The sequence below is a fragment of the Roseovarius sp. MS2 genome, from assembly GCF_051447875.1.
Classification (GTDB): domain Bacteria; phylum Pseudomonadota; class Alphaproteobacteria; order Rhodobacterales; family Rhodobacteraceae; genus Roseovarius; species Roseovarius mucosus_A.
Map to the genome: position 1 here is coordinate 1,294,957 of NZ_JBKHVF010000001.1, position 17,226 is coordinate 1,312,182.

At 60.5% G+C, this 17,226-nt stretch carries 8 protein-coding genes; all 8 read left to right on the plus strand.

The window, feature by feature from the left end; all coding sequences use genetic code 11:
• Positions 1-5: 5 nt before the first annotated feature.
• The 8 genes from ACLGGT_RS06415 to ACLGGT_RS06450 all read left to right on the plus strand — a co-directional run bounded on the left by ACLGGT_RS06415 (position 6) and on the right by ACLGGT_RS06450 (position 17,190).
• Positions 6-2,159, plus strand: a complete 2,154-nt coding sequence (locus ACLGGT_RS06415; protein WP_437195360.1) for a hypothetical protein — start codon at positions 6-8, stop codon at positions 2,157-2,159.
• Positions 2,160-2,170: 11 nt separating this feature from the next.
• Positions 2,171-2,422: an acyl carrier protein gene (locus ACLGGT_RS06420; protein WP_008282696.1), complete on the plus strand. Its 252-nt coding sequence runs from the start codon at positions 2,171-2,173 to the stop codon at positions 2,420-2,422.
• A complete protein-coding gene (locus ACLGGT_RS06425) occupies positions 2,422-4,098 on the plus strand; it encodes a carbamoyltransferase family protein (protein WP_437195361.1) in 1,677 nt (558 codons plus the stop codon). The genes ACLGGT_RS06420 and ACLGGT_RS06425 overlap by 1 nt, the downstream gene beginning before the upstream one ends.
• Before the next feature lie 217 nt (positions 4,099-4,315).
• On the plus strand, positions 4,316-5,095 hold the full coding sequence (locus ACLGGT_RS06430; RefSeq protein WP_219434892.1) for a hypothetical protein: 780 nt from the start codon (positions 4,316-4,318) through the stop codon (positions 5,093-5,095).
• Between the two features lie 425 nt (positions 5,096-5,520).
• Positions 5,521-13,614, plus strand: a complete 8,094-nt coding sequence (locus ACLGGT_RS06435) for a hypothetical protein (protein ID WP_437195362.1) — start codon at positions 5,521-5,523, stop codon at positions 13,612-13,614.
• Positions 13,596-15,422 carry a hypothetical protein gene (locus tag ACLGGT_RS06440; protein ID WP_437195363.1) on the plus strand — a complete coding sequence of 609 codons (1,827 nt, stop codon included), beginning with the start codon at positions 13,596-13,598 and terminating at the stop codon, positions 15,420-15,422. Before ACLGGT_RS06435 ends, ACLGGT_RS06440 begins: the two co-directional genes overlap by 19 nt.
• Positions 15,419-15,970, plus strand: a complete 552-nt coding sequence (locus ACLGGT_RS06445) for an SCO family protein (protein ID WP_437195364.1) — start codon at positions 15,419-15,421, stop codon at positions 15,968-15,970. Before ACLGGT_RS06440 ends, ACLGGT_RS06445 begins: the two co-directional genes overlap by 4 nt.
• Positions 15,967-17,190, plus strand: coding sequence for a hypothetical protein (locus ACLGGT_RS06450; protein ID WP_437195365.1), 1,224 nt, complete (start codon positions 15,967-15,969; stop codon positions 17,188-17,190). The genes ACLGGT_RS06445 and ACLGGT_RS06450 overlap by 4 nt, the downstream gene beginning before the upstream one ends.
• Positions 17,191-17,226 lie beyond the last annotated feature (36 nt).

Genomic DNA, 17,226 nt, shown 5'->3' on the forward strand with positions numbered 1-17,226 from the left:
CGGCCATGCGCGGCAACATCTGGGCAGATCCTACCTCGTTTTTCAGCACCCCATCGGACGCGGCAGCAGTGCTTCGGGACCTGGAGCTGCCTCGGATCGACCAATATCTTGCAGCCCTGTCAGACAACAGCGATATCAAGCTCGAAAACCTCAACCGCCTGTCAGTAAATACGCTTGTTGCCATGACGGGTGACGATCATCTTAAGACACGCCGCGTCATTGCGCCCTTTTTCAGCAAAGACGGGCTGAAGCACTGGGCAGATATTCTGGACGCTGGGGTTTCCCATGCGCTTGCACAGCTTTCAGCAGCGCCCAAGCCCGATCTGGTCGCCAATTTCACGATCCCGTTGTTTTTGCGGGTCATGCCGCAGATGTTTGGTCTCAAGATCGACGAAAGTGAGGCACATTTCAGAGCCATCGAGACGGTTCAGCGGCTGACCGAACCTTATCTTTCCGTGCCCACTCTGCGTAAACTCGAACATGCGGTGGGTCTGTTGATCAGCACCTTTCCCGATCCCTCAGCGCATCAAAGCCCCGACCAGCCCGAAACGCTGATCGAGTATCTCTATCGGCGGCGCTCCGATCTGCCTGCGTGGCTTGACGCAAGGTATCTGGTTCTGGGAATTCTAGTGGGCTCGAACTCGGCCACGCAGTCTGTTGCTTTTGCACTATACGGTCTGCTGACCGGACCACCCCGCAACTGGCAAGACGCGGCGCGCCCTGGCTGGGCCGAGCGCGAGTTGCCGCGGCTTCTTAGCCTTTATCAATCAACGCGCACCCTTGTACGGGTCGCACCCGAGGCGACCACCATCGCCGGGCGCCCGTTCCACAAAGGGCAAGCGGCGGTTGTGGACATCGTCAAAACCAACAGCTGCCTGCGCAGTGATACCAAATCAGGCGTGCGGCACATGAGCTTTGGCAGCGGCGCGCATAAATGCCCCGGATCGTTCCTAAGCGAGATGGTCTTTGCGCAGTCGATCCCTGCATTGGCTCGTCGTTTCCCGAGCATTGTGCTGAGCAAAGAGCAATGCAGTTTTGTTCAAACCCCCATGATGCAGGCCCCTACTGCGCTGCCCTGCGAAACGGCGCAAGGATCGCATCGGGCCACCTCGCGGCTGTGCGACATCCGTGATACCGCGCTGGCCCATGAGGTGGTGCGCGACAATGATCGTTTCTCGCCGCCGCAGATGACAAATTACCTATCGACGTTAGCCCAGCACAGTGGGCGCGATCTGACAATAGCGGTTAAAATATCTCAGAATGCCCTGTTCTTCATGGATGGCCCGCGCCATGAAGCCCTGCGCACCGCAATTGGCAGACGCCTCGGAGCAACGCGGCTGCAAGACTGGACAGATCTAGCGGACACGGCCATCGCCGACGCGCTCGACAACCTGACGCGCATGCCCAATCCGGATCTGGTCACCGGCTTCACCGATCTATTGCGCCAGACTGTGATTGCGCCAATCCTTGGCGTGTTCCCGTCCGACCCGTTGCAGTTTGAGCGTCTGGCGCCAGAGCTTCAGGCTGTTCTCGAGCCATGGCTGTCGATGCGGGATCTTTTGGCCGTTCAGGAAAAGTTCAACGAAGCGATGGCGCTGATGACGGTGCCCGCTACCGCAAACTGCTCACTTCTCAGCGATCTTTTGGCAGAGCCCCCCGAGGGGTTTTCAACCGATGATCTCAAAGCGGTTGTCTTGGTGCTTTACGGGGCCAGCTTCAATCTGTCCCACACCCTTGCAAATATTTTGCATCTGATTTTGTCGGGCCCGGTCGAAGAGCGCGCCAACATCGAGACGCCAGACTGGATTTCTACCCGCCTTGAAGAGCTGATAGCCCTGTGCGCAAGCCCCAAGTATATCTACCGCATGGCTCGCGCTGATCTTGAGCTGGCCGGCATGGCGATGAAAGCCGGAGATACAGCGCGCCTCACACTTCAGGCTATCAACCGTGACCGCAACCCGGGGGCCTTGCATCTGTCGTTTGGGCAGGGCATGCACCGATGTGTTGGTGCAGCCTTATCGCGATTGATCATCCGACGCGCGATTCCCGCCGTGTTCGAGCGGTTTCCCAACCTATCCCTTGTAAACCAAGGACAGCGCTATTTCCCGATATCACAAACCGTAGCACTCTCGGCGTTGCCCTGCGTGCTCTCCTCATGAAAGAAAGAAGAATGCCTCAGTCTATTGAAGAGCAGGTGCTTGCATTCGCTGTTGAACAAATAAAGGTTCGCACGAAGGCTGCCGATATGGAAATTACGGCAGACTCTGTCCTTACGGATCTTGGCCTGCAATCAATCGAGGCCGTTCTGCTCAGCGGTGAAATCGAGGATCAGTTTCAAGTGGAAATTGATCCTGCGGACATCTTTGCGCATGACACGTTGGGCGCCTTTGTACGAGAGATCGCGGGGCGTATAGAAGCCTGATGGGACAGTACCATCTTGGCCTTTCGACCTCGGGGCACGATCCTGCCCTTGCAATCGTTGATGAAATGGGCCGCGTTGTTTTTGCCGAAGCGACCGAGCGATTTATGCAAGACAAGCGCGCCTGGGGCATCGCCCCGGATCATGTGACGCATCTTCAATCGGCATTGTCGTCCATCGGCTTTGACCCAGAAACCGACAGCTTACAGGTTGCCACAAGCTGGAAAAACGTCAAGGCTGACGTGCCTGTCACATTATCCAACGTTCTACTGCCCGCTACAGACGGGTTATGGCTGCGAGAGCTGCAATCAGCAGCCCAGCGTGGGGCCGGTGCCACGCTATTGCGTCTGCGCCTTGCCTCTACGATGCCAAAGATACGCCGGTTTGATCATCATTTGTGTCACGCCGTATCCGCCACTGTGTTCGCCACGGCCAGCGATGCCGCATGCCTTGTGATCGACGGCGAGGGTGAGGTGGGGGCAGTCTCCTTGTTTGATCTGCGCGACCGACAGCTCAAGCGCCGGTGGCGGTCTTGGGGGCCCGGAAGCCTTGGGACATTTTATGCGTGGTTGACCACCCTATGCGGATTTGACTGGCGCTTGGGCGAAGAATGGAAAGTCATGGGGCTGGCAGCTTTTGGTACTCCCAAGGCCGAGCTGCAGCAGGTTCTGGCCTCGGTCTTGAGCGTGGAACAGGGGCGTCTGCGATTTGCCGATCACACCATTCTTGTGAAGGCGCATGAAACGCTGTCTCAGTTTGGCCGAAGCGATACAGCACCCGTGTTGCAGGCTGCTGATCTGGCAGCAAGCGGTCAGGCGGTTTTTGCGGATCTCACCGACCAGATCTTGGCTTCTTGCCTTGAGGGGTCTGATGAAACCCTGATCCTCAGCGGTGGATGCGCGTTAAACTCGTCTTACAACGGAACCATCGTTGGGCGCACCGGCTTTGAGCGTGTCTTTGTGCCGCCCGCACCTGCGGATGATGGCAACGCGATTGGTGCGGCAATGCTCAGTTGGATGCAAACAACGGGTGAAACCCGCATCCCTGTCTCGAACGGTTCGGCCTACTTGGGCAGCTCCTCGGCACCAAAGGCCGTGGGGCGCCTGTCTCATTTACAAGGGTTGGGCCATGTCAGCGATATCTCGGGCGATAGCGCGGGACAGATTGCCAAGCATTTGGCTCAAGGCAAGATCATCGGCGTGATGCGCGGGCGGGCAGAGTTTGGCCCGCGCGCCCTGGGCAACCGATCCATCCTTGCTGATCCAAGATCGCCAGATATGAAGGATCGTATTAATCGCTGCGTCAAGGGACGTGAGCCGTATCGCCCTTTTGCCCCAGTGATTGCAGAGAACCGGGTGCCAGAGTGGTTCGAGCGCTCGCAACCTTCTCCGTATATGTCAGTGACATTGCCGTGGCGTGCCGCTGGAATGGCGCGTGTTCCTGCCGTCGTTCACGAGGATGGAACCGGACGGTTGCAAACCGTGTCACCAACAAACGCAGCGTGGATGCATGATTTGACGCAAGCCTTTGGCGCGCTGACAGGCGTGCCCATCGTTCTGAACACAAGTTTCAATATCATGGGCAAGCCCATCATTCATTCAGTAGAAGACGCTCTCGCCGTTTTTGCGACGTCAGGTTTGGATGCTGTGCTGATAGATGATTATCTGATCGAGAAATAGAATGAGCGACACGCATAGGTGTGAACACTGGCTTAAGGTCATTGGCAATTTTGTGGAACCATGGGCGGGCCGAAAGTTCGGGGCCTTTAACCACATCGTAATCACAAACGAGGCTGGCAGCAAACCGCCACTCTTGTGGGTTTTCAATAGCGCGATCGAATTCCCGGCACTGGCAGAGGCCCTTGGGCCAGATCAGCCCCTGATCGGCATGCGGTCCTTGAATACGGTGATCCGAAGAGAATCCCTGACCACTTGGCACAACCGAACGCTTGCAGCATCCTATGCCAACGACCTGGCATCCTATCTGCGCGACAGGCCGTGCACAGTGGGCGGCAATTGCCAAGGGGCAGCAATCGCAGGGGAATTGGCCCGCAACTTGGTTCTCAACGCTATAGATGTGCAGGGCTTCATAGCAATGGAATGGATAGAGGTTCCGGCTTTGCCCCTGCAGGCCACGTTGCTCTTTGGTGCCGAAAGCAAGGACTATAATCCCTTTCTGAGAAATATTGATCCATGGCCCGCCTGGAATCGGCTTTTTGTGAATCCCACCTGCCGGATATTGCCAGGGGGGCACGGCACCTATTTTCGTCCGGATACGATATCCGCGCTTGCAGGCGAGGTGCGTCACGCTCTTGCCCTACCAAAAGCTCCAGCAGTTTCAGATCGGTCGGCCTTGGCACCCGAAACGGTCCCGCAGACGGTTGCGACAAGGCAGCGTATCACGATCTCGATCAAATGCGCCGAACTTCAGGCCGGCGATGACGTTCTGGCCGTTTGGGAATGCGATGCCAGCGTGCTGCCGCATTTAGAGGTGATCGCCATTGCCGAGACAGCGACGAGCGGCCAGCTACTTGAATTCCGCGCACCTGCCATCGCTGGCAGGTGGACACTTCAGCTTTTCCTGACCAACCCGTTGCACGGGCCATTGACGTGGAACGTCGATACTCTGCGTGAGTACAGGATTACCGTCGTGGATGAGCAAGACACTACAGCTTAGCGACCATCGCAAAGCGGTCAGCCTATCAGATGTCAGTGGTCAGTCTGCGCGACACTGATGGGCTGGTTCGCTTGTCTTCACGGAAAGTGGCGATTCATCCGCGATTACAGGTGGTTGACCGATTCTGTTTGCAGCCCCTCAGGCGTCATAACGAGAATGAAAACGCCACACCCGCCGCAAAGTTCAGAGGTTCTGAGGAGAGCAGCCGCCTCTTGAACAAGCCGCTCGGCATTGCTTTCCGGGCCATGGTTCTACGGTCAGGTCAGCGCAGGACATAAGCAGGAATTTCAGAACATTCTCAAGACTCTACCGCAAGAGCGCTTGCCCAAACTGAAGTCGGGCGGGTCCAAACACGCAATGCGGGTTTTTGCAATCAAGTTTATGTGATAGGTTGCAGAATATTTTCAGTTTATCAGGAGATTCCGGTGGACCGAATTTTTAGTAATTTTAATCGCGTCGCTTGTATTTCGCTCTCGGTTGCGATGCTGCTGAATTTTCCAAGTAAAGTATTGGCGCAACAGGGAAATTTAGAAAAACCTATTGAGTGCAGCAATATCCACGACACCGTCAATCAAGCGGAAGGCGCTGCTCGATTCGCTCGCACGCTCTGTGCGGATATCGTCGCGCTTGACCAGATGATGGTTTACAACCGCTTTGGCAGCTTCAACCCGTACGGGATGATCTATGCGCTCCGGCGGGACGTGGTCAGCACTGCAACCCCGGTCAAGGCGCTGACAGCCGATCAATGCGACATGGGCCTCGGCATCGAAAGCCACGGCACTGACCTTGCCCCCGGCAAGGTCCGCCTGCGCGATTGCAAGCGACCCAGACCATTGACGCTGCGCGCCAATGTCGGTGACATTCTTCATATCAGATTAGGCAATGCGCTGCGCGCAGAGGCACCGGGATTTTCCGAGACATTCTGCAAGACCCGTGCAGATGAGCCGGGCATGCCCTATGGCGCAGAGCTGCATGGCCTGCGCGCCGCAGTGTCAGAAGAGACCGTTTCCGGGCAGCTTGATCATGATGAGGCGTCTTGCCGACCGGCAAACGGCTCTCCACGACCCAGCGCTGATGGCAATTGGCCAATGACGCGCGGCGCAAATTTGGCCATTCAGGGACTGACATCTTTTGGGTTACGGGACGGCCAGATGATCGAGGCCCCTGATGCCTGCAAGGGTCTTGCCGCGATCAAACCGGGCGCGGCCATCGATTGCTTTTACATGATCGAGCGTGAGGGCCCGTTCTTTATGGCAAGCACCGGCGCGCCTTCGGGCGGACAGGGCGATGGCGGCAGCTTGACGCACGGGCTTTTTGGGGCTGTCATGGCCGAACCATCCGCATCACGCTGGTATCGCAGCCAGGTGACGCAAGGCGCGTTCCGGGCAGTATGGCGGGCTGCGGAAAACGCCGTGCGCCATGCGATCCGCGCCGCTGATATTGATGATCCATCTCGCTACGAGGTGGTGGAGCGCGATCCCATCTCGGGCCGCCCATTGCCTTTGTTGAACATGCTGGCACGTGTGGATCGCGCCGACGAGGCACTCCGCGACGAAGACCCGACTGCGTATTTCGCCAAAGGCGTGTTCGAGGTGGTCCATTCCGATCTCAACGCCATCGTGTATCGCGAAGATCGCGAAGCGGGCCGCCCGCTCGCCTTCCGAGAATTCTCGGTTTTCTTCCATGACGAGCTGAAAACCTTTTATCCGCGCAACTTCGAGGAACTGGGCGCCTTTGGTGCGGGCCAGCTTTCCGGGGTCCGCGACGGGTTCGCCATCAATTACGGGGCCAGCGGGATGGGGGACATGCTGCTTGCCAACCGCAAAGGCATCGGCCCCGCCGCCAATTGCCAGGAATGCCTCTATGAGGAGTTCTTCTTGACCTCTTGGGCCAATGGCGATCCCGCTCTTCTCGAGCATTACAGCGACGATCCGTCAAACGTGCATCATTCCTATCTCAACGATCCGGTGGTTTTCCGCAATTTCCATGCCGGACCAAAGGAGACGCATGTCTTCCATCTTCACGCGCATCAATGGTTTGCGGGCAATGACGGCAATCGTGGCGCGTATCTGGACAGCCAGACCGTCGCACCGCAGCAGGGCTTTTCCTACGACATCTACGGCGGCGGGATGGAGGTTTATCATCGCGGCACGCAGGGCGAGCAAGGTTGGTACGAGACGCTGGGGTCAGGCAACCGCAACCGGACGGTGGGGGATTCGATCTTTCATTGCCATCTCTATCCGCACTTTGCCCAAGGGATGTGGGAACTCTGGCGCGTTCATGACGTGCTCGAGGATGGCTCTCGCAAACTTCCAGACGGGCAATGGGAACCGGTCCTGTCGCTGGCCGAGATGGGTGAAAAGATCAAGGCGCGCAAACGGCCAGGATCGGTTGATCAGGCGACCGGCCGCTGGATAGAGCCGTCAGCTGGGCTTGGCCCACAGAACGTCGGCACACCAGTGCCAGCGATTGTACCGTTGCCGGGACAGGCCTGGCCAGTGTTGCCGAGCTATCCCATGGATGTGGCGAAACTTGACGAAGAGGGCGGCGTATCTGCCGATCCAGTAAGCGAGATCACCACGTTCGCAGGCTATCCGTTCTACATCGCAGGCCAACCGGGCCACCGCCCACCACAGGCACCGATGGACATCGCCCGCGCCTTGGATGGCGATATGGTGACGGGTGACTATCTCGACGGCGGCATGCCGCGCCATGTGGTCACCGATGACAGCACCCGCGCCTTGCCCTTTACCGTGCCGCAAAGCGTGGCAGACCGTCTTGCGGCTGATCCCGGCACGAGCAATCTTGCCTCGGCGTTGGCAGATCCTGCGCTGCGACAGCGCGAGGCGCTGCAATCGCAGATCCTTGCCACAGCGCTATCGCTTGGCGACATGACCATGAAGCTCAAGGCCCTCACGATCGACCTGCTGGAATACGATGGCGAGCCGATCGAACGCTCGGCCATGGCTTTTCACCACAACGGTGTTCTGCCGGATGGCACGGCGCTTACGGTGCTGGCACCGGACGGCAGCAGCTCGCTGTTCGAGCCCTCGGATGGCGGATATCCGACACAGGGCGGAGCCAAGCGATTTACCGTCAACGGCGCGCCCGCCAAACCTGGCGCGCCATTCGCTGATCCGTGTGGCGCACCTTCGGCTTTTGGCCAGATCACGCGGGTTGACGCGGACAACTACAGCTTTGTTTCCGGCGGGGCCAGCTTTCCAATCCTGACCGTTTCGGCAGGTCAACCGCTGGTTGGCGGCGCAGATGCAGGCGACGCCGAAGTCTCGAATTGGGTCGAGCACGAACGCACCGACCGTTTTCCGAACGGCCCTCCCACGCTCTACTACATGGATGGTGCGACAGCGCGGGTGATCGAACGCGGTGCCCATGTGTTTGAAAGTGATCCGTTTCTCAAGGGCCTCAAGTCTGTGGAGTTTACGCCCGATCCAGCGGTCATCGGATACCGCCGCTACGAGGGCTCGGCGGTGCAGGTGGATATGATCACCAACCGCGCAGGCTGGCATGACCCGCAGGCGCGGATCAACGTTCTGACCCATCCGGCGGATGGCTATCCCGGCTCGGACAGCTACAAAAAGGGCGGCGGTCGCATTTCACCCAAGGTGACAGCCAGTGAAGAGCCATTCTTCTTTCGCGCACTCTCGGGCGAATGCATCGAATTTCGCCACACCAACGAGTTGCCCAAAGAGCTGGAACTCGACGAGTTTCAGGTCAAAACCCCGACCGACACCATCGGCCAGCACATCCATCTGGTAAAGTTTGACGTCACCGCCTCGGACGGGTCGAGCAACGGCTTCAACTACGAGGACGGTACTTTTGCGCCGGGCGAAATCGCAGCGCGCATCTGTGCGGCCAAAAACACCGCGTCCATTGCAGATGTCAGTTTCAGCCGTAGTCCGGGTGAGCTGTTGATGCGGGAATATTCCGGCGACAAGGGCGACCTATGTTCAAAGGACCCAAAGACCGGGCTTTGGAAGGTAAGCGAGGCCTATGATCACAAGATCTGGACACTGCCCTTGTCGGGGTATCGTGAGTTGTTTCAGACCACGACGCAACGGTGGTTCGCCGATCCGATCCTGTCGGACACGCGCGCGCCGGATGACGGCAGTGGCATAGGCAAGGCTGATCGCACCCTTCGCACGGTGTTCAGCCACGACCATTTCGGTCCATCCTCTATCCAGCAACACGGGTTTTACACCGCGCTGGTGATTGAGCCGCAGATCGCCCAGATTTGCGATCCGGGCAAGGTCTCTTGCACCGCTCCACGCGTCGACCGCGAGCTGGTTACAGCAGGGCCGCAGGATGTCGGGGCACGCAAGGTGATCGTAGACCTGCTTCCGGTCGATACCGATGTGCTGACCTACCGTGAATTCGCGGTATCCATCGCTGATTTCGCGCTGCTCTACGATCCGCGCAATAACGTGCCCGTCGAGGCTGTTGAAAAAGCGCTTCAGGGCGGTGACACGATGGCGATGAAGGGCATGCTGACCCTCGCCTGTGAGGCGCGCCATGGTGCCCGCGCCGCCGCGCTCGAGGCCAGCGGCGCGCCCTCGGTGCAGGTTGATGCGCGGCTTCAGGACATGTCTGATATCTGCGATTCCGCCTTGGCCAAGGATGGAACCGGCTGGTTTGGTGCCATGGGCGATCTGCCACCGGCCTGGCTTGCGGCGGGCCGTCCGGGTGATCCGGCGCATCAGGCTGGCCTTGCGCCCGCGCTTCTTGATCAGGTTACTGTCAACTATCACGGCACAGACTATTCGGCACCGGATTTCCTCCAGCTTTACATGACCGATTACCGCGCCAAGGCGGCGGGCCATGCCCCCGGTCCAGAGGCGCTGCTGGCCAGCCCCGTCTCGCCACCCGCCCGGCCCGAGAGCATTTCGGTCGACCACCACGATCCATATCTGGTGAATTATCGCGGAGAGCCCTTTCCCCTGCGATTGGGCGAGGATTCCCGTGCGGGATCATCTTGTGCACTTACACCGCGTGTCGAGGACTGGGTGACCCCCCTGCTCAACGGCGTGACAGACCGCTGCGAGATCAGTCGCCAAAAGACAGGTGAACCCGGTGATCCGGCGAATGTCATGCTGAGCGCGCTGCACCAAGACCCGGCAACTCCGATCTTTCAGGCGCTCGATAACGAACCCTTGCAGTTCCGATTGATCCAGGGCGCGCAAGAGGTGCAGCACACCTTTACGGTTGAGGGCATGACACTGCCCCGCAATATCGACCAGATGTTCCCAAGCGCAACCTCGGAACGCGAGCCGATCACCCCGCGCGAGACCTTGGTGCGAACCTGCGAAACCAATGAGGGCGCAGCCAGCGGCGTGCGCATGGCTCGGGCTGGTCGACCCGACGAATATCGCCAATGGGCTGCCTATGGGGCCAACCATTGGCCTGCGGGTTCCTCGCAACGGCAGTTTTGGGCGGATATCGAGGCGCAGCTTGCGCAATGCTTCAACGCCGATGGGCGCATCGCCGCACAGGAAATCGGCATATCAGAGCATTTCGAGTTCCGCGCCGCCTTTCTCTATGACAACAATTTCAGTGGTCTGGGCGAAGAGGTGAGCCGCAACCGCTTTGCGCCCGGGCGCATTACCTCGGTGCAAACGCTGCTGGATTTGCTGCGCGAGCGGCGCGAGCAATTGGTGCTTCGCACGCGCGTGTCCGACACCCCGTATCACTTCGGATCGCAGGATGCGCTTTGGAATGGGGCCTGGGGGCTGATCCGGGTTGCGGCGGACAATCGCAATTACCTTGCGTATGTCACGCTGTTGGAACAGGTCGACCGGTTCATCGCCGAGGTCGAGCCGCTGGTACGCGACAATCCCGATGCGCCGCCGCCACCTGCCCTGTTGCGTGACAGCACGCGCCTCCTCTTGGCTCCACTCGACGAAGCGGTCAAGCGCTTGCCAGAGCTGTCGACCGATCCGCAACTGCGGGCGCTGCCGCGTAATCTCGGCACCCTTGATGCCGCACCGGATCAAGACACCGCCGCCACGCCAGAGCCGCTGATCGTTCCGCTAGAGCGGTTTCAGGATGAGGCGCAACGCACCTTGCGAGCGCTGCCAGAGCTGCGCCAAGATCGGGCGCTCAAACGGCTTCAGCTTCCGGTGCCCGAGCGCAGCCCGATTTTGCGGCCCGAGTTGAACCAGCTTGAGCTGTTCTTTCGTGGCAAGACCGAGGTGCCCGATTACCAGCCAGTCGCCGAGTGCCCGCGCAACGCCCCCAACGTCTATACTGCCATCGTCGCCATCGAAGCCGAGACGGTGTTTCCGGGGCAGGCGGGCACCAACTACAGCACAAGCTTGAACGATCCTGACGGTCTGCTCTTTGCGCTTGTCGATCCGCGAGTTCTGATCAATCCCGATATGCCGCAAAGCGTGTCCGACCTTGATCTCGAACTGCGCACGAACTGGGAAGCGATCCCGCTCTCTCGGGTGATCGACGCCGTCCGCCGCTTTTATGACAAGCCAGAGCCGCTGGTGATCAACGTGAACGCCGGTGACTGCGTTTTCGTGACCTTGCTCAATGCGCTGCGCTACCAAGACGGGCGCATTCCGGGTCTTGCGGACGGAACAGGCGATGCGCGCATGCCCGGCATTACCTCGCTCAACGTCGAGCGGCCATGGGAGGCTGCTTCGGAAGAAGAGAACACACCGCACGAGATGAACGCCGACAGCGACCGCAGCACAGACGTGGTGCCCTCCGCACGGCTCGCGGTGACGCTGCCCTTGCCGATCCTGACGCGGCAGAGCAGCTATGGCCGGCCCTTTGGGAACAATGCGATCTGGGCGCTCAGTGGTATTCCCGCCGATCAGCGCGACCCAACCCTGTCGATCCGCGACCGCACCGATCGGCTAAAACGGCCACGCATTGCCGAGATTGAGCAGTTCCAGTTCTACGCTGGTCTTGCCTATGCCGATTATCGCTACACGCTGCCCACGCCGCTTGTCGCAAGCCTGTCCGAAACATTGGCCCCTCAAACCGCCGATTTCCTTGGTGATCTGGGCCGTGGCATCACGATCCCCGAGGGCATAGCCGCGCTTCCTCTGGCAGCCCCTTCGGGCAGCGCGCCGACCCTTCTTGGCAATCAGTTGCTACAATTACGTGACCAGCGCGACGGGGCCATCTCGCGCCTGCGCACAACTCTTGAGGAGGTCCCGCAACAACCCACACCCGAGGTTGCCCCCCCAATCCGCGTGCCCGCGATCGACGGGCAACTCCGCGATATCGGGCGTCTCCCGCAGGGAACCTTGCGTCAACTCGAAGGCCGTGTCCCGCAAATGTCGGGCGAGGCCCGCGTGGTTCTGCCGGGGGATACCCTGCTCCGAGACTCGGTCGGGCAGTTGAACCGCATCCCCAATCTGCGACCAGCTGACCTTGACCGTCGCTTGGCAGACATAATCGACGGGTTCGAGATCGACCGAGAGCGCCTTGTGCCCGGCCCGGACAGTCTTGGGATTATCAAGCGTCAACTTGTCACGCATTTCATTCCCTATGCCTATGGCGCACTGCCGCTCAAATCGTTCGGCGATGTGATCGGGCATCCGACGCATGGGTTGATCGGGGCCATTACCGTGGTGCCACAAAACGCCTCTATCGGCGATGTCCGTGGCCGCAAAATACGCTTCGAGGCTTGTGAAAACAGGCTCGTGGCACCGGGCACCAGCATCGCGCCGCAGCTCCGCCTTTATGATCTGGGCGAGCTTCAGGCGCGCCGCTGGCTCGAGCTTGAGCGCCTGCCGAACCGCACGATCCGCCTCCTGTGTGAGAATTACGTGATCGTGCCGCCAGCCGGCGCACGCAGCGCTTGGCCACCAATGTGGCACGCGACACTGCGCGCCCGAGGTCCGGATGGTGCAGGCAGCCACCCGATCCGGCAATTCACCTTGTTCTGGCAGGACGGGTTGAACCAGCGCGACCGTGACACCGCCGATATCTGGGCGCTCGGGGGCTCGAATGAGCAGCTGGTCAAGGATTGCGCGATCTGTGATGACAGCTACGATTGGGGCGACAAGGGCGTGAGCTATCTTAGCGAGCCATTCCATGTGCGGCTTCGGGATACCAATCTTGGGCCTGTCGAATCCCACTATAACCTCAATGAAAAAGACTTTGGCACAGCCTTCTGGAAACTGACACCAACTGAAATCCCAACCGCGACCAAGGCACAGATGCCGGTTCTCAGGGCTGTGGCGGGCGAAGAGGTGGTGGTGCACGTGGTCCATCCGGGCGGCCGCGCGCGCCAGCGTGCCTTTGCCACCATCGCGCAGGATTACAGCGATCTGTTCCCGGGCTTTGGTTTCCCCCGTGCCGCGTTGCTCGCTCCGGGCAAGGCGATCACGGCGTCGCTGACCAAAGTGGTCGAGCCGGGCTGCTACCTGTGGTTTGACGGCCCGCTACACCTGCGTGCAGGTGGGGTTTGGGGGCTGCTCGACGTGCTGACACCGGCGCAGGCCCACGACCCCAAGGCGACATCATGCAGCGCGCGCCGCTGATCGCCCTTCTGCTGGCCGTACTGGCCACGACGGGGCAAGGCAGGGCGCAGGCCAGCCTTACTGCGGCACTAACCCTGCACGACCCTATCACCGGCGCGCCCACCACCGCAGATGACAGGAAACCCGTGCGCCTGCGCGTCCAACTTACGGATCCTGTAACTGGCCTGCCACCGCGCGGCGTGGATTTGTTGGGCTGGGTGCGCGGCGTGGCTGCGGATAATCCCGGCTGCGAAAGGGCTGCACAAAACTACCGCGCGACCCGTCGAACACCGCTTGGGTCTGTAGACTTGAACGGAATCCTGCTGGCCACCTACAACAGCGGTGCAAGCCTCAGCGTGGTTGATCCCAAGCTGAACTTCTATTCCTCGAACTTGGTCGCCGCGCATCGCCTTGATGGCGCACCCACCTCTGTCGCCACCAGCGCACGACAAATGCGGGCTTACGTGGCCTATCCCGATGACGGGATCATTCTCGCCGCCAGCCTGACCGGCCCGGATCGGCATGTGCTGGCCGACGGGCTGCCCGGTGTTACCTCGCTGGTCACGGCGCGCACGGGTGATCTCTGGGCTGGGGATCGTGCAGGGCAGGTGATGCGCCTGTCACCAGACGGCACCCTGCGCGAGACGCGGCGCTTGGGTGTTGACGCGGTTACGCTGACCCGTCCGCGCGATCCTGAAACCGACAGTATCGCCGCCTATACACCAGCGGGCGCAGCGTTTCTGCTTGACGGGGCAACCGGGCGAGACATCCTGAACACCACCTTTTCCAGCCCCGTGGCAGACCTGAGCATCGTCGGCGATACCGGCCTGTTGGCCGTTCTGCGCGACGCCCCGCAGGCCGAGATGCGCTATGCCGATGCCCCCGATGCGCCGCTGACGATCCCACTTGGCAAGACATTCGCCCGAATCGAAACCGGGCCCGATGCGCGTATCGCTCTGGCTTATACCCCCGGCGATAGCATTGTGGCGCTGATCGACCTTGCACTTGGCCGCGTGGTGCAATCCGTGGAACTGGCGGATGCCAGCGTCAGCGAAGTCACCTTTACCGATAACGCCGCCTTCATCCTCAGCCATGATGGCGGCTTTCTTGGTGCGATTGATCTCGCCACTGTCGCACTGGGCAAGGCGGCCGTGCTGCGCAAAATCGACCTTGGGGCCAAAACCGAGCGACCCGAGGGCACAGATGGGCTGCTGGTGCCGCTCTTTCCCTCGCCACAGGTCATCGCGGTCGAGCCGCGGTTTCAGACCGGCTGGCTGGTAGGCGAGTTGGCCTCGACCGTCGAGATGCCGCCGATGGACTCGATCCGCTTGCGCGGTGGTATTCCGCAATCGCTTCAGGTGATCGACCGCAGCTTTCAAGAGGTGGAAACCGGCGTCTTCGAAACAGTATGGGCCTTTGATGCGGGCGCGCGCGAACTGATTCTAACAACCTTCGCGGGCCAACTCTCAACCTGCGTGCCCTTTCATGTTCGCGGCTTCGTCGAACAGCATGCCCTAACCCCGGTACGGCTTGTGCGCGAGGGTGCCCAAGTCCCGGTCGCCGGGGAACCCTTTGACCTCGTATTCCAAGTGACGGGCCCCGACGACCGCCCGCTACCCCTGCCCGGCCTGCACCTGATGGTGCCAAGCATGCTCTCGGGCACGATGGTCGAGGCGACGGCAACCGCCGACGCCGCCGGTCTCTTGCGGGCGCGCCTGACCTTGCCGCATGAAGGGCCATTCGTGGTACAGCCCCGCGACTTGCCGCAAGGCTTGGCGCTGCGCTCTGCTCTCATCCTCAAGGCACGCTCCGAGAAGGAAACTCCATGATCCGCACAGTGCTTCTTACGCTTTTTCTGGCCGCTGCCCCCGCTCTGGCCGATGGGCCTGCAACGGCGGATTTTGCCCGTGAACGTCTGGCGATGCCGCAGGTGACGCTGATTGACCAATATGCCCGAGAGCAGGCGTTCCACGGCCCGTTGACCGATGGGCAGATGCTTGTGATCAACTTCAACTACACAACCTGCGAGTCGATCTGCCCAATCGGCAATGACGTGATGGCCGAACTGGACGATATGCTGCCGACCGATGCGCCGGTGCGTCTGCTGTCAATCACCATCGATCCGGGTCGCGACACGCCCGCCCATATGCGCAAGGCGGCAGACACCTTTGGCGCAAGTGATCGCTGGTCATGGCTGACCGGCACGCCGGGCGAGGTGTCGCGCCTTCTGGCAGCGTTCGATGCAGATTTCGCCAATATCGTCCTTCATGACCCGGTCTTTATTGTCGGGGATTTGCAGTCGGAACGCTTTTACAGGTCACAATCCATACCCGAGGCGCAAGAATTGGCAGATCTGGTCGCATCGCTGATCCGGTGAGGGGGCTTTTTCTGGCAGCGCTGCTGTTTCTTGGCACGGCCAGCATGGCGCAAGACGGGCACGAGATGTTCACCGGCCAAGCCGCTGTCGCCGATCCGGCTGGCGAACGCAGTCTTATCCGTTTTCCGTGCCACACCTGCCACGGGCGCGACGGGCAGGGGGGAATCGAGGGCGACGTACCGCAAATCGAATGGTCGCGTCTTTCGGTGGCCTCCGCTGACAGGCCGGGATACGGTGCCGATACGTTCCACCGTGCGGTAACAGAAGGTATCGCAGTCGACGGCAGGCCGCTCAGCCGCCTCATGCCGCGTTACGCGCTCAACCGCGCCGAGACAGACACCCTGCGTGCCTATCTGGGCCGACTGCACGAAATCCAGAGGCGCGGCGTGCTATCCGACAGGCTGCGGATCGGGGTTGCCACCATTCCGGGTGCCACTGAAATTTCCGATGGCTACAGGGCTGCGCTGGCGAAATCGCTGTCAGAGCGACTGGGCGGCGACCGCGTTTACGGGCGGCAGATAGAATTGGTGCCCGTTGATGCAACACAGCCCGGCGAGGCGCACGATCTGCTCGCCGTGATCGGCCTGCCAGTTGCGGCGGTGAACCCCTTCACACAGCTTGGCCTGCCTGTTCTGGCACCTGTCGGCGCGCTTTCGGGTAACGAGGATTCCAGCATCCTGCGCGGCATCACGCCCTCGCGGGATGCGCTGCACGCAGCGCTCGCAGCGGAAGTCGCGATCAAGGGGCAAGGGCCGATCTTGGTCGTATCGCAAGACCCGGCGCAACGCAGCGCCTTTGCACTGGCGCTATCACTGGCCGCACCAGACCGCGCGCAGACCGATCATGCAAAAGAGGCCGAGGATATCGTCGTGCTCGATGCCTCCCCGCTGCCACAGAACAGCGCAGCAAGGATCTGGATCACGTGGCAAAGCCTTGCAGCGCGAAGCACCACAGCCGCACCCGACCAAACGATCATGGTCGCCATCGAAACCCCACGCATTGTCTCGGATGCCATCACGGCGCAGACGCATCCGATCCAGATCCATGCACAAGAGGCGGGCGCCGTTCTCGCAGAGGCGCTAAAGGCGGCTGGGCGCGATGTCACCCGGGCGGGGCTGCTCAAGGCGCTTGGGGATACAGTGCTTGTAGATATCGGACTGGACTACGCGCGTTTTCCACTGACCGGCACCGAAGAAATCGCCGTTGTCCCGATGCCCTAGAGCATGTTGCCCAAAAGTCGGAACCGGCACGGGTTT